17 protein-coding genes are annotated in these 20,536 nt (G+C 74.5%); 6 read left to right on the forward strand and 11 right to left on the reverse strand.

Annotated features, from left to right (window positions below; genetic code table 11):
- Positions 1–15: 15 nt before the first annotated feature.
- The 3 genes from Aau02nite_RS03410 (at position 16) to Aau02nite_RS03420 (ending at position 4,035) form a co-directional block, all read left to right on the forward strand.
- Positions 16–2,193: an MMPL family transporter gene (locus Aau02nite_RS03410; protein WP_212986819.1), complete on the forward strand. Its 2,178-nt coding sequence runs from the start codon at positions 16–18 to the stop codon at positions 2,191–2,193.
- 37 nt (positions 2,194–2,230) lie between these two features.
- Positions 2,231–3,403 carry a cytochrome P450 gene (locus Aau02nite_RS03415; protein ID WP_212986820.1) on the forward strand — a complete coding sequence of 391 codons (1,173 nt, stop codon included), beginning with the start codon at positions 2,231–2,233 and terminating at the stop codon, positions 3,401–3,403.
- 80 nt (positions 3,404–3,483) lie between these two features.
- Complete coding sequence (locus Aau02nite_RS03420) at positions 3,484–4,035, forward strand: dihydrofolate reductase family protein (protein ID WP_212986821.1); 552 nt, start codon at positions 3,484–3,486, stop codon at positions 4,033–4,035.
- Here Aau02nite_RS03420 and Aau02nite_RS03425 read toward each other — a convergent pair whose 3' ends face one another.
- Positions 4,036–7,080, reverse strand: coding sequence for an AfsR/SARP family transcriptional regulator (locus Aau02nite_RS03425; protein WP_212986822.1), 3,045 nt, complete (start codon positions 7,078–7,080; stop codon positions 4,036–4,038).
- A gap of 68 nt (positions 7,081–7,148) precedes the next feature.
- Between Aau02nite_RS03425 and Aau02nite_RS03430 the strand changes: the two genes are divergently transcribed.
- Positions 7,149–7,985 (forward strand): alpha/beta fold hydrolase, encoded by an 837-nt coding sequence (locus Aau02nite_RS03430; protein ID WP_212986823.1) that lies wholly within the window; start codon positions 7,149–7,151, stop codon positions 7,983–7,985.
- Here the strand turns inward: Aau02nite_RS03430 and Aau02nite_RS03435 are convergent.
- From Aau02nite_RS03435 to Aau02nite_RS03445, 3 genes are all read right to left on the reverse strand, one after another.
- The gene (locus Aau02nite_RS03435; protein ID WP_212986824.1) at positions 7,963–9,123 is read right to left on the reverse strand and encodes an alkaline phosphatase PhoX; all 1,161 of its coding nucleotides are present in this window, start codon (positions 9,121–9,123) and stop codon (positions 7,963–7,965) included. The two genes, Aau02nite_RS03430 and Aau02nite_RS03435, sit on opposite strands and share 23 nt — an antisense overlap.
- Before the next feature lie 99 nt (positions 9,124–9,222).
- The gene (locus tag Aau02nite_RS03440) at positions 9,223–9,975 is read right to left on the reverse strand and encodes an SDR family oxidoreductase (RefSeq protein WP_246594860.1); all 753 of its coding nucleotides are present in this window, start codon (positions 9,973–9,975) and stop codon (positions 9,223–9,225) included.
- Between the two features lie 324 nt (positions 9,976–10,299).
- Positions 10,300–11,778: a GGDEF domain-containing protein gene (locus Aau02nite_RS03445; RefSeq protein ID WP_212986825.1), complete on the reverse strand. Its 1,479-nt coding sequence runs from the start codon at positions 11,776–11,778 to the stop codon at positions 10,300–10,302.
- A gap of 204 nt (positions 11,779–11,982) precedes the next feature.
- Between Aau02nite_RS03445 and Aau02nite_RS03450 the strand changes: the two genes are divergently transcribed.
- Positions 11,983–13,428: a pyridoxal phosphate-dependent decarboxylase family protein gene (locus Aau02nite_RS03450; RefSeq protein WP_212986826.1), complete on the forward strand. Its 1,446-nt coding sequence runs from the start codon at positions 11,983–11,985 to the stop codon at positions 13,426–13,428.
- Here the strand turns inward: Aau02nite_RS03450 and Aau02nite_RS46150 are convergent.
- From Aau02nite_RS46150 to pdxR, 6 genes are all read right to left on the reverse strand, one after another.
- Positions 13,425–13,691: a hypothetical protein gene (locus Aau02nite_RS46150; RefSeq protein WP_246594861.1), complete on the reverse strand. Its 267-nt coding sequence runs from the start codon at positions 13,689–13,691 to the stop codon at positions 13,425–13,427. The two genes, Aau02nite_RS03450 and Aau02nite_RS46150, sit on opposite strands and share 4 nt — an antisense overlap.
- The gene (locus tag Aau02nite_RS03455; protein WP_246594862.1) at positions 13,688–14,479 is read right to left on the reverse strand and encodes a hypothetical protein; all 792 of its coding nucleotides are present in this window, start codon (positions 14,477–14,479) and stop codon (positions 13,688–13,690) included. Before Aau02nite_RS03455 ends, Aau02nite_RS46150 begins: the two co-directional genes overlap by 4 nt.
- A 9-nt stretch (positions 14,480–14,488) precedes the next feature.
- Positions 14,489–15,340, reverse strand: a complete 852-nt coding sequence (locus tag Aau02nite_RS03460) for an SDR family NAD(P)-dependent oxidoreductase (RefSeq protein WP_212986827.1) — start codon at positions 15,338–15,340, stop codon at positions 14,489–14,491.
- A gap of 36 nt (positions 15,341–15,376) precedes the next feature.
- Positions 15,377–16,639, reverse strand: a complete 1,263-nt coding sequence (locus tag Aau02nite_RS03465; RefSeq protein ID WP_212986828.1) for an MFS transporter — start codon at positions 16,637–16,639, stop codon at positions 15,377–15,379.
- A complete protein-coding gene (locus tag Aau02nite_RS03470; protein ID WP_212986829.1) occupies positions 16,636–17,223 on the reverse strand; it encodes a helix-turn-helix domain-containing protein in 588 nt (195 codons plus the stop codon). Before Aau02nite_RS03470 ends, Aau02nite_RS03465 begins: the two co-directional genes overlap by 4 nt.
- A gap of 160 nt (positions 17,224–17,383) precedes the next feature.
- On the reverse strand, positions 17,384–18,805 hold the full coding sequence (gene pdxR, locus Aau02nite_RS03475; protein WP_212986830.1) for a MocR-like pyridoxine biosynthesis transcription factor PdxR: 1,422 nt from the start codon (positions 18,803–18,805) through the stop codon (positions 17,384–17,386).
- Between the two features lie 100 nt (positions 18,806–18,905).
- On the opposite strand from pdxR, the gene Aau02nite_RS03480 reads away from it, so the two are divergent.
- Positions 18,906–19,505, forward strand: coding sequence for a mycothiol-dependent nitroreductase Rv2466c family protein (locus Aau02nite_RS03480; RefSeq protein ID WP_281420951.1), 600 nt, complete (start codon positions 18,906–18,908; stop codon positions 19,503–19,505).
- Between the two features lie 7 nt (positions 19,506–19,512).
- On the opposite strand, the gene Aau02nite_RS03485 is transcribed toward Aau02nite_RS03480, so the two are convergent.
- Positions 19,513–20,514, reverse strand: coding sequence for a nitronate monooxygenase (locus tag Aau02nite_RS03485; RefSeq protein ID WP_212986832.1), 1,002 nt, complete (start codon positions 20,512–20,514; stop codon positions 19,513–19,515).
- Positions 20,515–20,536 lie beyond the last annotated feature (22 nt).

Below are 20,536 nucleotides of genomic sequence, written 5' to 3' on the forward strand. Positions count from 1 at the left end.
CCGAGGAGAGCGACCATGCCCACCGAGACTCCACCCGCGGACGGCGCCCTGGCCCGGCTGGCCCGCTTCTGTTACCGGCGCCGCCGCCTGGTGCTGCTGAGCTGGATCCTCGGCGTGCTCGCCGTGTCGGTCCTCGGCTTCGGCTTCGGGGCCGCCGCCGACAACGCCTACTCCGGGGGCGAGTCCGATTCCGCCCGGGCCCAGGTGCTGATCGAGCAGCACTTCCCCCAGCAGCAGGGCGACACCCTCACCCTGGCCGTCAAGGCGGACCGGGGGATCGACGACCCGTCCGTCCGGCAGCGGATCGAGAAGGTCCTCGCCGAGCTGGACGCCGCGGCGGTCACGGGGCCGGTGGTCTCGCCGTACGCGGATCCGGCGCTGGTCACGCCGGACCGCCGGATCGCCCGCACGACCGTCCCGCTGACCGGCCTGGAACTGCCCAAGGCGGAGGTGGTGCCGCTGGTGGACGCGGTCAAGGCGGCCTCCGGGGACGGCCTGACGCTGGGGCTGGGCGGGGAGGCGGCGGAGAAGGCCGAGACACCCGCGCAGGGCCCGGCCGAGGGCGTGGGTCTGCTGGCCGCGGCGGTGATCCTGTTCATCGCGTTCGGATCGCTGGTGGCGATGGGCCTGCCGATCGTGACGGGGCTGATGGCCGTGGTCGGCGGCGTCGCCCTGATGAAGATCGTCGGGCACGTGGTGCCGGCCCCGGACTTCACCGTGCTCGTCGCCGTCCTGATCGGCCTCGGCGTCGGCATCGACTACGCGCTGTTCATCCTGACCCGCTACAAGGACGGCCTGCGGGCCGGCGACGATCCCGAGCGGGCCACGGTCACGGCCATCACCACCGCGGGGCACGCGGTGCTGTTCGCCGGCACGACCGTCCTGATCGCCCTGCTCGGCCTGATCGCCATGGGGCAGCGGATGATGACCGGCGTGGCCATCGGCGCGTCGGTGACCGTCCTGGTGACCATGGTCGCCGCGGTGACGCTGCTGCCGGCGTTCCTGGGCTTCACCGGCCACAAGATCAATTCTCTGCGACTGCCGCGTCGCACCCTCCGTACGAGTGGCGCCGCCGGTGCCCCGCCCCGGGAGCGGCGGGCCCCCGCCGAGCGCTGGGCCGGGGTCGTGCAGCGCCGGCCGCTGGTCGCCGCGTTGCTGGCCGGCGCGCTGCTGCTGGTGCTCGCCGGGCCGGCGCTGTCGATGCGGCTGAGCCTGCCCGACGCCAGCGTCCAGCCGCACGACCGGAGCAGCTACACCTCCTACGAGATCCTCTCCGAGGGCTTCGGCCCGGGCTACGGCGCCCCCCTGATCTTCGCCACCCGGATCGGCTCGCCGGACGCCGACCTGGGTCCCGTGATCGCCGCGGTCCGCGCGACCGAGGGCATCGCCTCGGCCACGCCGCCGCGGGTCAGCGAGGACGGGCGGGCCGCGACCTTCATGGCGTTCCCGCGGACCGGATATCAGGAGGAGGCGACCACCGAGCTGGTGCACGAGCTGCGTGACGACGTGCTGCCCGGGGTCGCCGACGGTGGCGAGGTCTACGTCGGCGGCCCGAACGCCGCCACCATCGACTTCGCCGAGGAGGTGAGCTCGCGCCTGCCGCTGATGATCGGCGTCGTCATCGTGCTGTCCCTGGTGCTGCTCATCGCCCTGGTCCGGTCGGTGACGATCGCCCTGCAGGGCGCGGTCATGAACCTGCTGTCGATCGGCGCCGCCTACGGCGTGCTGGTCGCGGTCGTGCAGTGGGGCTGGCTCGGCCCGGCGCTCGGGTTCCCCACCGCCATGCCGATCACGACGTGGGTGCCGATGATGATGTTCCCGCTGCTGTTCGGCCTGTCGATGGACTACGAGGTGTTCCTGATCTCGAGGATCCGTGAGGAGTACGAGCGCACCGGTGACACCCGCCGGGCCGTCACCCTGGGCCTGGCCCGGACGGCCAAGGTCATCACGGCCGCGGCGGCCATCATGATCGCCGTCTTCACCACCGCCCTGCTCGGCCCGGACGTCTCGGTCAAGCAGATCGGCCTGGGCATGGCCGTCGCCGTGCTCATCGACGCGACCATCGTCCGGATGGTGCTCGTCCCCGCGGTGATGGAGCTGTGCGGCAAGGCCAACTGGTGGATGCCCGGGCGCCGGGTACCGCGGGCGGCCCCGCCGGCACCGGCCGGGATCCGTGAGGACGCCAGGGTCTGACCGTGGTGCCGGCGCCGGACCCCGTTACCGTGCGGGGGTGGACGTCGACTTCGCCGATCCCGGGTTCCTGCGCGACCCGTACCCGCAGCTGGCCGAGCTGCGGGTACGGGCGCCGGTGAGCTGGCACGCCCCGACCGGCCGGTGGCTGGCGGCCGGGCACGCCGCCGTCGAGGGGGTGCTGCGCGACCGCCGCCTCGGCCGGTTCTGGCGCGACCGCGAGCCCGCCGCGGTCTACGAGCCGTTCAACCTGCTGCACCGCCACCAGATGATGGAGAACGAGCCGCCGGTGCACACCCGGCTGCGGTCGCTGGTCGCCCGGGCCTTCACCCGCGGGCACGTGGAACGGCTGGGCCCCGCCGTCGCGGCCGAGGCCGCCGCGCTGCTGGCCGCCACCGGCCCGGAGTTCGACCTGCTGGCCGAGGTGGCCGAGCCGCTGGCCGTCACGGTGATCGCCGAGCTGCTGGGCGTGCCCGCCGCCGACTGGCACCGGCTGCGCCCGTGGTCGGCCGCGATCGTGCGGATGTACGAGGTCACCCGCACTCCGCAGACCGAGGCCGACGCCCTGGCCGCGAGCCGGGAGTTCGCCGACTACCTGCGCGACCTGGCCGAGCGCCGCCGGGCCGAGCCGCGCGACGACCTCGTCAGCCGGCTGGTGGCGGTCCGCGACGGCACCGACCGGCTCTCCGCCGACGAACTGGTGGCCTCGGCCATCCTGCTGCTCAACGCCGGCTACGAGGCCTCGGTGAACGCGCTCGGCGGCGGCGTGGTGGCCCTGCTGCGGCATCCCGCCCAGCACGCGCGGCTGCGCGCCGACCGCGGGCTCGTCCCCACCGCGGCCGAGGAGATGATCCGGTACGACCCGCCGCTGCACATGTTCGTCCGCACCGCCGCTGCCGACGTCGAGCTGGCCGGAGTCACCATCCCGGCCGGCGCCGAGGTGGCCGCCCTGCTCGGCGCGGCCAACCGCGACCCGGCCGCGTTCGCCGACCCGGACTCGTTCGACGTGGGCCGCGATCCCAATCCGCACGTCGGCTTCGGCGCGGGCCTGCACTTCTGCCTCGGCGCGCCGCTGGCCCGGCTCGAGCTGCGTACGGCCCTGACCGCGCTGCTGGACCACGCGCCCCGCCTGGCCCTGGCCGCCGAGCCGGTCCACCGCCCGACTTTCGTCCTGCGCGGCTACACCGCCGTCCAGCTGACCACCCGGCCGTAGCCGCACCTGAAGAGAACCGTAAGTGCGGCCGGACATGATCCGGTGGTCAGCACGGCACGCCCCGATCAAGGAGATCCACGATGCGCAAGCTCATCAACTCGACCTACATCACCCTCGACGGCGTCATCGACAACCCGATGTGGACCATGCCGTACTTCGACGACGAGGCCGGCGCCTTCGCCGGGTCGCAGACGGACAACGCCGACGCGTTGCTGATGGGCCGGGCCACCTACGACGGCATGTCGGTGGCGTGGCCGGCCATGGACGAGAGCGACCCGAACACCGGTGCGGCCTACTTCAACAACGTCAAGAAGTACGTCGCGTCGACCACCCTGACCGACCCCACCTGGAACAACACCGAGGTGCTGCAGGGCGATCTGATCGAGGCGGTGACCGCGCTCAAGGCCCAGGACGGCAAGGACATCCTGCAGTACGGCTACGGCTCGGTCACCGCCCAGCTGCTCGCGGCCGGCCTGGTCGACGAGGTGCGCTTCTGGATCCACCCGGTGCTGGAGGGCGGCGACTCGCTGAGCACGCCGCTGAAGGACGTCAAGACCTCCTTCGAGCTGATCGACACCAAGGTCATGAAGAGCGGCGTGATCATCGCGTCGTACCGGCCGAAGGCCGCCTGATCAGCGGGGTGGCAGCAGGGCCCGGGCGTCGTCCGGGCCCAGCCGGCCGCCCTCGGCGAGCAGCGCCGCGAAGCGTTCCGGGCCCAGCGCGGTGGAGACGCGGGCGGTGACCCGGTCCGTCTCGTCGCGTTCGGCCGGGGCCGCGGGGGCCTGCAACGCCACCCGCGCGGCGGCCGCGGCACCGAGCAACCGGGCGGCGACCTCCGGCGCCGGCGCGGCCGAGGCCATCCCCTCCAGGGCCATGACGGCGTCGCGCGGCGCGTCGATCGCCCGCGCGGCCGCGAAGGCCTCCAGGTGCAGCGCCAGCCCGGCATCGGGATCACCGCTCTGCTCGGCCGCGTAGCCGAGCTCGACCAGGATCATCGGCAGGTACAGGGCGGGCTGCGCCTCGGCCCGGCCCTGCTCGGCGATGGCGCCGAGGTGGCGCAGCGCCGGCTCCACGTCGCCGCTGCGGCGGGCGGCCATGCCGAGGCTCATGCCGGCGAAGACCATCGCGGCCGGCGCGTCCTGCTCCGCCGCCAGCCGGTACGCGCGTTCGCCCAGCTCCCGGGCCCGCGAATAGTCGCGGGTCTGCACCGCCAGCCAGGCCAGCCAGGACAGCTTGCCGCCCACGTCCGGCCACAGTGCCAGCTCCTCGGCCCAGCCGAGACCCTGCTCGTGCAGGGCCGCCGCCCCCTCGTGGTCGCCCCGCATCTCGAGCAGCCCGCCCAGCCAGTCGTTGGCCTGCAGCCGGCCCCAGCGGTCGCCCAGCTCGGCGAAGAGTGCGTCGCTGCGGGTCCCGGTGCGCTCCAGCTCGGCCAGATCGCCGTGGATGTGGGCCAGCTTGGCCCGGGTGCTGAGCACGGCCGCCTCGGTCCAGCGGTCCTCGAACTCCGTGGGCAGCAGCTCCGCCGCCAGCGTGACCTCGCCGCGGTCGAGCACCGCGTTCGCCACGAACCACGCCGCCCGGTCGCCGGGGTGCGCGGCCAGCGCGGCGCGGATCTCCTCCGGTACGACCGGGGCGCCCTGCAGCAGCGCGAACCCGGTCCGCCAGGCCGCCGCCCGGGCCTGCTCGGCCGCGCTGCCGTCGTGAGCCAGGCCCCGCCGGGCCTCGGTGAGCCGGCCACGCAGGATCCAGTACCAGGTCAGCGCGTTGGCCAGGCGCAACCCGCCACCGTGGGCCAGGGCTACGCGCAGGTTGGCCGTCTCCGCGTCCAGCCGGGCCAGCCACTGCTGCTGGTCGGCGCCGCGCAGGTGCCGGTCGGCGCGTTCGGCCAGCGCGGTGTAGTAGGCCGCGTGCTGGGCCCGTACCGCCGCGGGGTCGGCCAGCCGCTCCAGGCCGAATGCCGCGATGGATTCGAGCAAGCGGTAGCGCGGCTGCCCGCCGCTGTCGTCGGGCACCACCAGGGACCGGTCCACCAGCCGGGCCATGGCATCCAGGTCCGCCCCGCAGACCTGTTCGGCCGCCTCCGGCGGGCAGCCGTCGGCGAAGACCGCGAGCCAGGCCAGCACCCGCTGATCCGCGGCGTCGAGCAGGTCCCAGCTCCAGCCGATCACCGCGGTCAGCGTGCGCTGCCGGTCGGGCACGTCGCGCTGGGCGGTGCTGAGCAGCCGGAACCGGTCGTCCAGCCGGTCCACCACGCCGGTCACCCCGAGCGAGCGCACCCGGGTGGCGGCCAGCTCCAGGGCCAGCGGCAGCCCGTCCAGGCGCCGGCAGAGCCGCGCGACCGCGGGCGCGGTGCGCTCGTCGAGCCGGAAGTTGCGCTGCTGGGCGGCGGCGCGCGCGGTGAAGAGGCGGGCCGCGGCGGACCGGCGGACCGCGTCGAGGTCCCGCTCGTCATCCGGTACGGCCAGCAGCGGCACCTCCCAGAGCACCTCCCCGCTGAGCCCGAGCGGCTCGCGGCTGGTGGCCAGCACCGTGACCCCGGGCGCCTCCCGCAGCAGCCGGGCGACCAGGGCAGCGGCCGGCTCGATCACGTGCTCGCAGTTGTCCAGCACGATCAGCAGCTCCCGCCCCCGGAGCGCGGTGGTCAGCCGGTCGTCCGGGGCGACCCCGGCACCGGCCGCCTCGTGCACGCCCAGCGTGCTGAGCACCCGCTCGGCGATGCCCGGGTCACCGGCCGGCAGCGGCGCCAGCTCGACCAGGTGCACACCGTCGGGGAACACCTGCTCCCGGGCCGCCTCGGTGGCCAGCCGGGTCTTGCCGACGCCGCCCGGCCCGACCAGCGTGACCAGCCGCTGCCCCGGGACGAGCGTGCGCAGCTCGGCGAGCGCCTCCGCCCGCCCGACCAGCTCGTCGAGCCGGGCCGGCAGGCTGTTGCGGATGATGGCGGCCTTCGGGGGCGGGCTCAGCGCGGAGTCCTGCTCCAGGATCTTGCGGTGCAGGGCGGCCACCTCGGGGCCGGGGTCCAGGCCCAGCTCGTCGGCGAGGCGCTCGCGCAGGTCGGCGTAGCTGTCCAGGGCCTCGGTCTGGCGGCCGGCCGCGTACAGCGCCCGCAGGTGCAGGGCCCGCAGGCTCTCGCGCAGCGGATGCCGGGCGATGAGCTCGGCCAGCTCGGCGGCGACCAGATCGTGTTCGCCGCGGGCCAGCCGCGCGTCGGCGAGCCGCTCCCGGACGGTGAGGCGCTGCTCGGTCAGCCGGGTCGCCTCGGCCCGGACGAACTCCTCGTCGGCCATGTCGGCGTAGGCGTCGCCGCGCCACAGCTTCAGCGCGGAGGTCAGCGTCTCGACGTCGCCGGCGCCGGCCAGCTCGGCGAAGTCGTCCGCGTCCACCGCGGTGGTCCGCAGCACGTACCCGGGGGAGCGGGACTCGATCAGGTCGCGGGCGCCGGGCTCGGCGTCGTTGAGCGCCTTGCGCAGCTGCGAGATGCGCACCTGGAGGGCGCCGAGCGGGTTCGCGGGCACGTCGGTGGCCCACAGGTCGTCGATCAGCCGGTCGGCCGACACCACCTGGTTGCGGTTGGCCAGCAGGTCGGCCAGCAGGACGCGCACCTTGGCGCCGGGCACGACGACCGGCTCACCGGTGTCGGTGGTGACCGCCAGCGGGCCGAGGATGCCGAATCGCATGGCGCACACCCTACAAGCGCGCAGCGGACCGGAAGGGAACCGTAAGGGCGGCCGGACATCGTGGGGGCATGGACATCTACCACGAGGAACACGGCAGCGCGCAAGGCCGTCCGGTGCTGCTGATCCACGGCGCGCTCTCCGGTATCGGCACCTCGTTCGGCGCGATCCTGCCGCTGCTGGCCCGGACCCGCCGGGTCATCGCGGTCGAGCTGCAGGCCCACGGCCGGACCCCGGACATCGACCGCCCGTTCACGGTGGAGGACTTCGCCGCCGACGTGGTCGAGCTGCTCGACCGGCTGGGTATCGCCACCGCCGACGTCTTCGGCTGGAGCATGGGCGCGGCGGTGGCGCTGCGCCTGGGCACCGACCACGCCGGGCGCGTCGGCCGGCTGGTCCTGGCCTCGGTCAGCTTCGACGACGCCGGCCTGCATCCCGGCCTGCTGGACGGCATCCAGGACCTGCGTCCCGAGCACCTGTACGGCTCGGAGCTGCACGACGAGTACCTGCGGACCGCGCCGGACCCGGCGGGCTTCGCCACCCTGGTCACCAAGATGAAGGTGCTGGACGCGAACCTGCCCCGGTGGACCGCCGCGCAGATCCGGGCGCTGGCCGCCCCGGTCCTGCTGGTGCTGGGGGACTCGGACATCGTGCGCCCGGAGCACGCGGTGGAGATGTTCCGGCTGCTCGGCGGCGGCGTCGCCGGCGACCTGACCGGACTGCCGGCCTGCCGGCTGGCGGTGCTGCCGGGCACCACCCACACCGGCGTCCCGCAGCGCGCCGAGTGGCTGGCCGCGATGATCGACGAGTTCCTCGACGAGGGGGTACCGGCCCGGGCCGCGCCCCGGCTGCCTGACCGGGCGCGCGACCGCGGGCCTGCCTCGGTCAGCGGCGGAAAGGCCCGGTGACGCAGTAGGTGATACCGCCGGACGACGATCCGCTGGTGCCGCGCTGGGAGGAGAAGTAGAGGCGGTCGCCGGCCGGGGTGAAGGCCGGGCCGGTGATCTCGGAGCCGCCCTGGCCGGTGATCCGCAGGAACGGGGAGACCTTGTCGTCCGGGGTGATCAGGCAGATGTCCATGCTGCCGCCGTCCTCGGCGACGTACAGGTCACCGGCGGTGGTGCCGGTGATGTTGTCCACCCCGGACAGTGGCGCGGTGCCGGGACTGACCAGGTTGTCGTCGTACGCGAGCTCGTAGGTGCCGGACGCGAGGTTCACCTGCCAGACGCGGTTGTCGCCCTTGGTGGTGAACCAGACGGTGTCGTCGGCGTAGTGGCAGCCCTCGCCGCCGTTGAAGGTCTTGGCCCCGGACACCTGGTAGCGGGTGGCGGTGGGGGAGCCGTCCGGGTCCGGCACGGTCGCCCAGGTGAAGCTGCCCGAGGTAGTGGTGCCGGCCCGGAAGACCTGCAGGGTGCCGGCGGACAAGTCACCCCAGGCCGCCGGGACGAAGCGGTAGAACTTGCCGTCGCTCTCGTCCTCGGTGAGGTAGACGACCCGGCGTACCGGATCGGCCGCCGCGGCCTCGTGCTTGAACCGGCCCAGGGCCGGGCGGAAGACGGCCGTGCCGCCCAGGGGATACGTCTCGAAGACCCGGCCCAGGCTCACCTCCTCGCAGGATAGCCAGGTGTTCCACGGCGTCCTGCCGCCCGCGCAGTTCTGGTTGGTGCCGGACAGGATCCGCGAGGCGCCGACGATCGCCCCGGCGGAGTTGAACAGGATCCGTGAGGCGCCGCCGCCGGAGGAGGAGCTGACCTCGGAATTGGAGACGTAGACCCAGCCGGTGCCGTTGGCGATGACCGCGCCGCCGTCCGGGGCGTCGTGCCAGACGTAGGACGTGCCGCTGACGACCTGCCGGGACCGGGCCACGATCGTACTGGTGAAGCCGGCCGGCAGCTGGATGCCGCGCGCGTCGGCGGCCTGCAGCGGTCCGTACGGCCCGGTGGCGTTCTGTGCCGGTGCGCCGTACGCCGCGGACCACGCGGTGAAGGGCAGCGCCACCGCCCCCGCACCGACCACTGTCGCTCGCAGCATCGTTCGCCGATCCATGGAACCTCCTCGATGGGTTCCTGGCAGCCTGCGGGCGGTGCGTTGCCGGTCACGGTGCGTCGCGTGAACCCGCGGTGGATTCTGGACCGCGACTTGGGCTCAGCTGAACCGGGCGACCGCCCGCAGCGGCGCGTGGCGCATCACGAAGCCCATCGGCACCCACGGCCAGGCCGGCACCTTGGCCTGCGGGCGCTCGCGTTCGATGGCCCGCACCATGGCCCGGACGCCCTGCTCGGTGGAGACCATCATCGGCTTGGGCTTCGCCGCGGGGTTGGCCTCCGAGACGATGTAGCCGGGAAAGACCGTGGTGACCTTGACCGCGGTGCCCAGCAGGTCGGCGCGGATGCCCTCGGCGAGCGCGGCCACGCCGGCCTTGGTGGCGGCGTAGGTGGTCATGCCCCGGGGCAGGCCCCGCATCGCGCTCATCGAGGAGATCACCACGAGGTGGCCGTGCCCCTGGTCGCGGAAGATCTGCACGGCCGCCTCGCACTGCGCCAGCGCGGCGACGAAGTTGGTCTGCGCACTGTGCAGGTTGGTGTCGAAGCCGCCGGTGCCGATCGCCCGGCCCTTGCCGCCACCGGCGTTGACGATCACCCGGTCCAGGGTGCCGAACTCGGCGCGGACGGCGTCGAACACCTCGAACACCCGGGCGTGCTCGGTGACGTCGAGCTGCCGTACCGTGACCGTGATGCCGGGATGGGCGGCCACCAGCTCCTCCCGCAGGGCCTGCAGCCGGTCCAGTCGGCGCGCGCAGAGCGCGAGATCGCGGCCCCGCGCGGCGAAGTCGCGGGCCATCTGCTCGCCCAGCCCCGCACTCGCCCCGGTGATCAGGATGTTCTTCCGCACGCCCACGCGCCCGACCTCTCCTCGCCCTGGGCCCAGTCTCCAGCCTGCCGGTTCCGCGCCCGTGACCGGGGCCGACGGCCGATCGAGCAGGGGTGTGTCGCGGCTGTTCAGCGCCGAGCGCCGCGCCGGATCCCGGCCGGCCCGATCCGGCGCGGCCCGACCCGAACCAGGCCGGCCGGAACCGGCCCGGTCCGGACCGGGCTGGTCCCGGCCGGATCGATCCTGGCCGAGCTGATCCAGAGCGGACTGCTCCGGGCCTGGCCGCGGCGCCGGCCGTGCTGCTGCCGGCGACTCAGCGGCTGGCCGGTGCGGTATCGGCTGGCCGGCGGTTCAGCGGCTGGCCGGGGCCGCGTCGTCGCGGTGCGGCCGGGCGTCGCGGCCGCGGGCGGCCTTGCCGGCGTACATGGCCGCGTCGGCCAGCCCGATCAGCACGTCCCGGTCGACCGTGCGGCCGGGCCCGGCCTGCGCCATGCCGGTGGTCACGCCGACCGAGACCACGCCGGCCGCCAGCGGGAACGGCGCCCGGACGGCCTCGGTGATGCGGGCGGTGAGCTCGGCCGACTCCGGGCCCAGCGCACCCCGGCACAGGATCAGGAACTCGTCGCCGCCCAGGCGCCCGACCAGGTCCTCCCGGCGGACCGCGGCGGTCAGCCGGGACGCCACCGCTCGCAGGACCGCGTCGCCGGCCGGGTGCCCGTACCGGTCGTTGACGGGTTTGAAGCCGTCGAGGTCGCAGAGCAGGATCGTCACCTCGTCCAGGGTGCCCCGGTCCACCTCGGCGAGCGCCCGGTCGATCTCGGCCGCGATGTGCCGGCGGTTGTACAGGCCGGTCAGCTCGTCGTGGGTCGCGTGGTACGCCAGCGTCTGCTCGGCGCGGTCACGCTGGCCGGACAGGTGCCGGATGCGCAGCAGCACCAGCGGTACGACCAGCAGCGTCCCGACCGGCAGCAGCAGACTCGCCGACTCGGTGCCGCGCAGCACCTGCACCGCCGCGATCAGCGGATTGGCGCTCAGCGCGGCCGCGAGCCAGCCCAGCCGCTGGCGCCCGGCACCCGGTCCGGCGCCCACCGGCAGGGTGATCGCCGGCGCGTCCGGATGCAGCGGCGCCGCCGCGATCGTCAGGTACGCCACCATCATCAGCCCGGTGCTCCACACGGTGCCCGAGCCGCTGGCCAGCGTGCCCGTGGCCGTGGCGGCCAGCGTGACGACGCCGGTGACGAGCAGATATCCCAGGGTGCCGCGGCCCGGCCGGGCCATCATGCCGATCCGCACGACACAGCCGATGACGCCGCACAGCACCAGCAGGTCGGCCAGCAGCAGCACCTGGCCGAAAGGCTGGGCCGCCGCGGGCAGGTGCGGCTGGATGACCCACTCCCACAGCGGTCCGCCCGCGCACAGCCCGAACAGGGTCGCGTCGATGATGCCGCCCGGGTCGGCGCTGGCCCGCCGGCGCACTGCCGCGGCCACGCCGACCAGGAAGAACATGTGGGCGGTGGACTGGGTCAGATCGAGCGCCGAGCCCTGCGCCCGGCCCAGGTGCGGTTCGTTGACCCAGCCGGGGAAGATCAGCTGACCGGCGAAGAGCAGGCCCAGGCCGACGACGGCGAGCAGCCACGGCCGGCGGTCCGGCAGGTGCCCGCTGGCCAGCGCCGCGAGGAGAGTGACGATCGGCAGCACCGAGACGAGGGTGTACACCGCCGGGCGCCACTCCGGCCCGGCCAGGGCGTACGCCGCTCCGGCGCCCACCACGGCGGCCGCGGTCGCGGCGTGCACGGGCCACGCCGGTGCTGTGGCTCGCGGCCAGCGCATCGGCAGGTCCTCCTTCTCGATGTGTCGCCAACCCCATCGGTCTCGCGCATGCGGATCTGAGCAGAACATGTCACCCGGGGTGAGCGATACCCTGCGCGGGCGGATCCGGACGAAGAGTCTTACTCCGGGCACCCCTTCGGCCGATCACGGTCGGCTTCGCGTCGATCGCTGTCGCCGCCGGTCGGGATGCGTGAGGCTTCCGGTATGGCTGATCCTCTGCTGGACCGCGACGCGGCGACCGCGGCGCTCGCCCGGGTCTCCGCGGCCGCCGGGCCCTACCTGGACTCCCTGGCCGCACGGCCGGTGCACGACCCCGCCGCCGCGAAGCTGCTCGCCGGCCTGGCCGGTCCGCTGCCGGAGCACGGCGACGGCACCGCCGCGGCCGTCGAGCGGCTCCTCGAGATCGGCACGGCCACCGCCACGGCGTCGTCCGGGCCGCGGTTCTTCCACTTCGTCACCGGCGGCACCACCCCGGCCGCGCTGGCCGCGGACTGGACCGCCGCCCTGCTCGACCAGAACGCGTTCGCCCGGGTGTCGTCGCCCTTCGCGCACGAGGTGGAGACCGTCGTGCTGGACTGGCTGCGGCAGCTGTTCGGGCTCGGAGCCGGCTGGGGCGGCGCGCTGGTCGGCAGCGCGACCTTCGCCAACTTCACCTCGCTGGGCTGCGCCACCCAGTGGTGGGGTGAGCGGCAGGGCGCCGACACCGTCCGCGACGGGCTCTCCGGCCTGCCGCGGATGCCGGTGCTCTCCGGCGGCTACGTGCACGCCTCCGCCCGCAAGGCGCTGCAGATGCTCGGCCACGGCCGGGACACGGTCGAGGTCTTCGCCCGGGACGACGTGGGCCGGGCCGACCTCGACGGCATCGAGCAGCGACTGGCCGGGCTCGGCGGTGCCCCGGCGGTGCTCATCGCCAACGCCGGGGAGGTCAACGCCGGCGACTTCGACCCGGTGGACGCGCTGGCCGGCCTGGCCGAGCGGTACGGCGCCTGGCTGCACGTCGACGGCGCGTTCGGGCTGTTCGCCGCCCTGTCGCCGCGCACCGAGCACCTCATGCGGGGGATCGACCGGGCCCACTCCATCGCCGCCGACGGGCACAAGTGGCTCAACGTGCCGTACGAGAGCGGGTTCGCGCTGATCCGGGAACCGCAGCGGCTCGGCACCGCGTTCGGGATGCCGGGGGCCGCGTACCTGCCCGGGCCGCAGGACCCGGGCGGCGGCTACGGCCTCTACGGTCCCGAGTCGTCGCGGCGGGCGCGGTCGCTGCCGATCTGGGCGACGCTGGCCGCGTACGGGCGGCAGGGCCACCGCGCCATGGTGGAGCGCCACCTGGACCTGGCCCAGCACCTGGCCCGGCGGGTCGACGAGGCGCCCGAGCTGGAGCGCCTCGCCGACGTGCCCCTGTGCATCGTGTGCTTCCGGGTCGCCCGCCCCGGCCTGGCGGAGGCGGACCTGGACCGGTGGAACCGGGCCGTCGGCGAGGCCCTGATCGCCGACGGCCGGGTCTTCTGCGGCACCACCGTCTACGGCGGCCGGGTGGCGCTGCGTCCGGCGATCGTCAACTGGCGCACCACCCCGGCCGACATCGACCTGTTCGTCGACGTGGTCCGGGAGCTGGCCGCCCGTACCGGGCCGGACGTGACTTCCCCCTAACGCGTGGCTGCGGTGCTGTCGCGGGCGATGCGGACCAGTTCCAGCAGGCCGTCCGCGTACTCCTGGGATTCGGCGTGGGCTTCGGTGAACGGGGGCTGGAAGCCCACGCCCTCCCACTGCCGGGTCTCCTCGTTCCAGATGTCGTTGCCGACCTCGAAGTTCCAGGCCACGATGCCCAGTTCGTAGTAGAGCTGGTCGGCCGAGTTGCCCGCCGCCGAGTACAGGACGTCGGCGACCGGGCCGGTGTACGCGGGCCAGGTCACCGTGCCGCGTTCGGCGGAGATGGCCCCGACGATGCGGCGGGCGCTGTCCAGGAAGTACTTCGACTCGTCGATCGACGGGCGGGGGAGCGTGACCCGGCCCTCGGCCTCAGGCAGTTCGGGCTGCCGCCCACGTAACCGTCGAAGTAGGAGCCCACCGTGTAGTTGCGGTTGATGTCGACACCCCACGAGTTGCGCAGGGCGGGGTCGCGGGCCGCGCCCGTGCAGTGGTTGACCAGGTTCTTACGCTGGAAGTTGAAGTCGTTGCCGCCGGCGTCGGTGGCCAGTGACACGGTCAGCACCCGGTCCCGGTACGTCGCCCCGAGCGGCCTGTTCGCCCGTCCGGGATCGACCGTGCGCACCTGCACGCCGTTCATGGCCTGGTCGCCGAACTTGACCGACTCAACCACGACCGCCGCCGCGGCCGGGTCACCGAGGTACGCCGCGGCCGTGCGCCGGTAGCCCTGGGTGCGGCGCGGCAGGTCGATCACGTCGACCAGGTCGTCGTACTGCCGGCCCAGCCGCTGGATCCGCGCCCGGATGTCCGTGGGCGTCAGGTACGCGTCGATGAAGTCCTTCTGGTATCCCGTCGGCCGCGGCGGCGGGGTCGCGTTCGGCCAGGCCGTCGGCGTGATCGCACGGGACTGGCCGCCGAGGCTGGAGGTGGCGCTGACCTTGACCGGCTTCGCGGGCAGCCGCTGCGGGACCTCCACGTGGTACTGGTACTCGCCGGCATCCTCGAAGCGGTAGAGCGGGTAGCTGCCGGTGGACGCCCAGACCAGTCCATCCATCGATCTGTGTCAACTGCCGGCGGCGCGCTCCCGGAAGTGGTCGCGGGCGCTGGCCGGGCGGCTCCCGTCCAGGTCGGTGAAGCCGTACTCCTCGGCGAGCTCGGCCGCCACCAGGCACCGCCCGGTGTGGCGGGCCACCGCGGGATCGCCGGCCAGGGCCACCACCGCGCGCCCGACGAACTCCGGCGACTCCGAGTTGGACAGGTCCATGAACTCGGCCGCGTTCATGACGCCCTCGGTGCGGACCAGGCCGGGATAGAGGCTCACGGCGGTGACCTGCCGCGGCCGCAGCTGCTCGGCCATCACCGCGATCATGCGGTCGTCCGCGGCCTTGGCCACGCTGTACGCCACCTGGTCCTCGCCGCTGAGGTAGCTGCCGGGGAAGAAGGACACCGTGACGACCAGGGCGCCCGGGCGCAGCACCGGCACGGCCAGCACGGTGGTGGCGTAGTGGGCGCGGACGCCGCCGGTGAACATGTCGTCCCAGACCGACAGCGGCTGCTCCCAGAACGCGCCCTCCATGTCGGTGTGCCTGCCCTCGTGGTACGGCCGGTAGCCGGCCCAGACGTTGTTGACCAGCAGGTCGAGGCCGCCGCTGCGGTCCCGGATGGCGTCGATCACGGCCGCGACCCGGCTGTCGTCGGTGTGGTCGCACACCATCGGGACGCCCCGGCCCCCGGCGGCCGTGACCTCCCGCGCGGTCTGCTCGACACTGCCCCCGACGCGGGGGTAGGTGATGCTGCCGTCGGTCGACCGGCCGGTGACGTACACGGTGTGGCCGGCCGCGCCGAGGGCCAGCGCGATGCCCTTGCCGACCCCGCGGCTGGCCCCGGTCACCAACGCGATGCGCTCATCAGTCATGCCGGGATCCTGCCGCAGGGGTACGACAAGAACGCGCTATCCGACGGGCTCGGGGACAGCCGGCCGGGTGCCGCTGCGCAGGCGCAGGAAGAGCCCGGCCGAGGCGAGCAGGACCACCGCGCTGACGGCGTAGCCGGCCTCGATGCCGTTGCGGGTGGCCTGCCAGCCGATCACCGGGATGACCACCGCGCCCACCGCCTGCATCAGCAGCGACTGCACGGACAGCACCGTGGCGCGCTCGCCCGGCTCGACCCGCTCGTGCAGCAGGTGGGCCTGCGCCGGGAAGGCGGCACCGAGCCCGATGAAGAGCAGGCAGTACGCGATCCCGGCCAGCACCATGGCCACGGTCCCGGACAGCATCGCGCAGCCCGCCAGCCCGGCCAGAGCCAGCGCCGACACGGTCCAGCCGGCCGTCGCAGCCCGGGCGTGCGAGGCGAAGCGGCGTACCGTCCACGCGGCGAGCATCCCGCCGACCGCGTCCGCGCCGAAGCCGGCCGCCGCGACCACCGCGTAGGTGGCGGCGGCCCGGGGGCCGGTGGAGAGGCCGGCCAGCCAGGCCGGCGTGAGCAGCTCGATCGTGCCCAGCGCGACACCCGCTCCGCCCGCGGCCAGCATGACCCGGGTCAGCGCGCGGTCGCGGCCGGCCACCCGCAGCCCGGCGGCCACGGTGGCGGGCACGCCGCGCAGCACGGCACCGATCGCCGGGCGCGGGTGGGGCGGCTCGGGCAGCCCGGCCGTGAGCACCGCCCGCAGCACCTCCACCGCGGCTGCCATCAGCACCGGCACGGCCAGCGCCGGCAGCGGGCCGACATCGCCCACGACCAGGGGCAGAAGCCCGCCGACGAGAGTGCCGGCACCCAGCGACAGCGAGGCGGCGACCTCGCCGCGGGCCAGGCCGGCGGTCAGGTCGGTGTCGCGTCCCTGATCGGCGTGGACGGTGTCGACGTACCACGCCTCGAGCGGGCCGGTGGACAGGGCCCGGGCGGCGCCGCGCAGCACGGCGGAGGCCACGAACAGGGCGACCGTGGCGGCCAGGCCCAGCAGCAGCAGGCCGGCGGCGCCCGCGACGGCCGAGGCGATCAGCACCGGCCGGCGCCCGAGCACGTCGGCCAGCCCGCCGGTGGGCAGCTCCAGCACGGCGATGGTGAGGCCGTAGACGACGCCGACGACCGCGATCACCGGCACCGTCAGGCCGCGGTCGAGCATGAGCAGGACCAGCGGGACCAGGTAGAGCCCGGCCGGCAACCAGAGCAGGGCGTTCAGCAACGCGTAGCGGCGCGCGGCCGCGACGCCGGTCATCGGTCCGCGGCGCGGGGGAACCCGGCCACCACGATGGAGACCACGGCGGTGGCCGGGTCGTCGGTGTCACGGGCGCGCAGCTCGTCGAGGTGGGCGTAGAAGCGGTCCCACAGCTCGCTCAGGGACGTCTCGGTCAGCCGTACCTGAAGGTCGCCGATGCCCGCGGCCTCGACCCAGGCCGGGGTCAGCCGGTCCTGCTCGGCCTCGAAGCGTTCGACGTCGCCGATCAGGACCTCGACCTGCCGGCGGCGCATCATCGCGGCCGCTTCCCGGCCGGCGTCGGTGGCCGCGAGCTGGGTGTTGCTCCAGCCGGTCGTGCGGTGCACGGCCGCCCAGCGGCGTTCGCGGGGATGTCGGCGCTCCTGCGGGTCGGCCGGGGCCTCGGCGACGAAGCCGTGTTTGGCCAGGATGCGCAGGTGGTAGCTGGTCGAGCCGGTCTCGGTGTCGAGCCGGCGGGCCAGCTCGGTGGCGGTCGCGGGGCCGTGCCGGCGCAGCAGCGCGAGCATGCGCACCCGCAGCGGGTGGGCGACGGCCTTGAGGTCGGCGGGATCGGTGACGTGGCGGTCCTGCTGAGGATCGGTCATGGGCTCACGGTAGACCATGCAGAGAGTTTTATGCAGAGATTATTCTGCAAGGATGGCGACAGGGCGGTGCCAGGCTGCCCACGGCGGCACCGGAACGGTGGCCGGCCCGGCCCGCGCGATCAGGACGCCGGGACCCGCCGGCCGTTCGGGCCGATCCGGCTCACGCGGTGAAGCAGCGGGCCAGCCGGCGCAGCGCTTCGGGGAGGTGGTCGGTGGGGATGCTGCCGTACCCGATCACCAGCCCGTCGCGGACCGGCGGCACCGCGCAGAAGTCCGCCAGGCTCTGCACGCCGACCCCCCTGCGCTCGGCCCGCGTGACCACGGTGGCGGCGTCCACCCCGGCGTCCGGGCGCAGGTGGGCCGTCAGGTGCAGGCCGGCCGCCGAGGCCACCGGAGCCAGCCACCGGCCCAGGTCGCCGTCCAGCGCGGAGAGCAGCAGGGCGCGGCGGGCGCCGTACACCTTGCTGGCATTACGCAGGTGCCGGCCGAACAGGCCCTCCTCGATGAAGGCGGCCAGGGCCGCCTCGGCACTGGTGTCGCCGTGCCGGTCGGCCACCTGCCGGGCCAGCCGCAGAGCCGGGAGCAGCGTGACCGGCGCGACCAGGAAGCCCAGCCGCAGCGCCGGCAGCATGGTCTTGGAGAAGGAGCCGACGTAGACGACGTGGCCGTCGCGGTCGAGGCTCTGCAACGGCTCCAGCGGCCTCTTCCCGAAGCGGAACTCGCTGTCGTAGTCGTCCTCGACGACGGCGCTGCCGTGCCGCTGCGCCCAGGACAGCAGCTCCCGGCGCCGGGCGTGCGACATCGGCACGCCCAGCGGGAACTGGTGCGACGGGGTCGTGTAGACGATCCGCGCCCGGGGCGGCAGCGCGTCGACGACCAGCCCCTCGTCGTCCACCGGCACACCCACCACGGTGGCGCCGTGGGACCGGAACAACCGGCGGGCGGGCGGATAGCCGGGCTCCTCCACCGCCACGACGTCACCGGGCTCCACCAGCACCCGGGCGATGAGGTCGAGCGCCTGCTGGGCGCCGTCGGTGACCAGCACGTCGCCGGGCCCGGTGCGCACCGACCGGGAGATGCCCAGCCGGCGGGCCACCGCGGCGCGCAACGCGGGATGACCGGCCGGGTCGGCGTAGCTGCCCGCGGCCAGGGTGCCGGTGCGCAGCTCGCGGTTGAGCAGGCGCCGCCACGACGGCAGCGGGAACAGCGCCGGGTCCGGGGTGCCGACCCGCAGGTCGTACCGGGGCTCCGGGCGCTGCGGCGCGGTCGTGGCGAGCTCCGGCCAGATCCCGCGGGGCTGCAGGCGGCCGCCGGGAGCGGAGCCGGCGGGCCGGTCGAGGGCGCCGGTGCCGTCGACGAAGGTGCCGGAGCCGACCCGCGCCGTGACGAAACCCTCCGCCAGCAGCCGCTCGTACGCCGTCGAGACGGTGGTGCGGGACACCGCCGCGCTGCGGGCCAGCTCGCGGGTGGCCGGCAGCCGCTCGCCGGGTCGCAGCCGGCCGTCCAGGATGGCCTCCCGCAGCTGCCGGTAGACCTGGACGACAAGATCACCTGAACCGGTCAGGTGCACCTGGAAGCTCATCGGACCCGCGATTGGTCTGCTCGGAGGACGCCGGATCGGCCCTTGGGTGGTGCCACTCTACCGTCGTAGGCTCGGCCGGCACATGACCGAAGGAGCAGACTTGACCAGGGTGGATTTCTACTTCGACGCGGCCTGCCCGTTCGCCTGGATCACCTCCCGCTGGATCCTCGAGGTCCAGCGGCTGCGCGAGCTGGAGCTGCACTTCCGGCCGATGAGCCTGTACGTCCTCAACGAGCACCGCGAGCTCCCGGAGTGGTACCGCGAGCTCGTCGACCGGTCGCTGGGCCCGGCCCGGGTGGTGACGGCCGCCGCCCAGCAGCACGGTGAGCAGGTGCTGGGTGAGCTCTACACCGCGCTGGGCACCCGCATCCACCAGCACGACCAGAAGGACTTCGACGCGGTGGTCCCGCAGGCCCTGGCCGAGGTGGGACTACCGGCGACCCTGGCCGCGACCGCCCGCAGCACCGACTACGACGAGGCGCTGCGCAAGAGCCACCACGAGGGCATGGACCCGGTCGGCGAGGACGTCGGCACACCCACCATGCACATCGACGGGGTGGCGTTCTTCGGCCCGGTGCTGTCCAGCATCCCGCGCGGCGAGCAGGCGGCCAGGATCTTCGACGGCGCCCTGGCGCTGGCCTCCTTCCCGGACTTCTTCGAGCTCAAGCGCACCCGGACCGGCGAGCTGTCGTTCGACTGAGCCGCGGTCAGCTCAGCCGGTCGAGGATCTCCCGGCAGGTCCCGGGCCGGGCCTGGCCGAACGCCGTCCCGGCCCACAGGTGGAGCGCCCCGCCGTCGCCGGCCCGGGCCGCGGCGGCCCGGATCGGCGCGGTCAGATGGTGCACGGCCGGATAGCCGATCGGCGCGTCCGCGGAGTACGTGTCGGTGAACCGGTTGCGCAGCCCCCGGGCCGGCTGCCCGGTGAACGCCCGGGTCACCACGGTCGAGGCGCCGTCGCCGCCCAGCGCCGCTCGATGGGCCTCGCGGGTCCCGGCCTCGGCGGCGAGCAGGAACATCGTGCCCACCTGGACGGCCGTCGCCCCGGCGGCGAGCAACCCGGCGACGTCGGCCGCGCTGCCGACCCCGCCGGCTGCCACCACGGGTACGGACACCGCCGCCCGCACCTCGCGGACGAGATCCCCTGTGCCCCGGTCCCCGAGGTAACTCGCGGGACGGGTCGTCGCGGAGTGCCCACCGGCATTGCCGCCCTGGGCCACCACCGCGTCGGCGCCCGCCGCCACGGCGGCTCTCGCTTCGTCCGCGTCGGTCACGGTGATCAGCACCGTCGATCCCGCCCGGCGCAGCGCCTCGACCACGGCCGCGTCCGGGATGCCGAAGGTGAAGCTGACCCACGCCGGTGCCGCCGCCACGGCCAGCTCGACCTTGGCCGCGAAGTGGTCGTCGTCGTGCAGGCGCAGCGGGGGCAGTTCGACGCCGTACCGGTCGGCCTCGGGCGCCAGCCGGGCGCGGTAGGCCGCCACCGCCGCGGAGTCGGGGGCGGTCCGCGACGGCACGAAGATGTTGAGCCCGTACGGGTGGCCGTCCTCGCCCAGCTCCCGCAGCTGAGCCTCGACGACCTCCGGCGTCAGGTAGCCGGCGGGCAGGAACCCCGCCGTCCCGGCCGCGGCGGCGGCGCGCACCAATGCGATCGTGGAGACCCCGCCGGCCATGGGCGCGACGACGACGGACCGTTCGCAACCGTCCAGCATCCCGCCACTGTAGGACGCCGGC

Source organism: Actinoplanes auranticolor (genome assembly GCF_018332655.1).
Taxonomy (GTDB): Bacteria; Actinomycetota; Actinomycetes; order Mycobacteriales; family Micromonosporaceae; genus Actinoplanes; species Actinoplanes auranticolor.

Coding starts and splice junctions, on each gene's coding strand:
- Aau02nite_RS03470 (WP_212986829.1), bottom strand. CDS start 17,223: ATGACCGATCCTCAGCAGGACCGCCACGTCACCGATCCCGCCGACCTC.
- Aau02nite_RS03425 (WP_212986822.1), bottom strand. CDS start 7,080: ATGCGATTCGGCATCCTCGGCCCGCTGGCGGTCACCACCGACACCGGT.
- Aau02nite_RS03420 (WP_212986821.1), top strand. CDS start 3,484: ATGCGCAAGCTCATCAACTCGACCTACATCACCCTCGACGGCGTCATC.
- Aau02nite_RS03460 (WP_212986827.1), bottom strand. CDS start 15,340: ATGACTGATGAGCGCATCGCGTTGGTGACCGGGGCCAGCCGCGGGGTC.
- Aau02nite_RS03435 (WP_212986824.1), bottom strand. CDS start 9,123: ATGGATCGGCGAACGATGCTGCGAGCGACAGTGGTCGGTGCGGGGGCG.
- Aau02nite_RS03445 (WP_212986825.1), bottom strand. CDS start 11,778: ATGCGCTGGCCGCGAGCCACAGCACCGGCGTGGCCCGTGCACGCCGCG.
- Aau02nite_RS03430 (WP_212986823.1), top strand. CDS start 7,149: ATGGACATCTACCACGAGGAACACGGCAGCGCGCAAGGCCGTCCGGTG.
- pdxR (WP_212986830.1), bottom strand. CDS start 18,805: ATGAGCTTCCAGGTGCACCTGACCGGTTCAGGTGATCTTGTCGTCCAG.
- Aau02nite_RS03450 (WP_212986826.1), top strand. CDS start 11,983: ATGGCTGATCCTCTGCTGGACCGCGACGCGGCGACCGCGGCGCTCGCC.
- Aau02nite_RS03465 (WP_212986828.1), bottom strand. CDS start 16,639: ATGACCGGCGTCGCGGCCGCGCGCCGCTACGCGTTGCTGAACGCCCTG.
- Aau02nite_RS03485 (WP_212986832.1), bottom strand. CDS start 20,514: ATGCTGGACGGTTGCGAACGGTCCGTCGTCGTCGCGCCCATGGCCGGC.
- Aau02nite_RS03455 (WP_246594862.1), bottom strand. CDS start 14,479: ATGGATGGACTGGTCTGGGCGTCCACCGGCAGCTACCCGCTCTACCGC.
- Aau02nite_RS03410 (WP_212986819.1), top strand. CDS start 16: ATGCCCACCGAGACTCCACCCGCGGACGGCGCCCTGGCCCGGCTGGCC.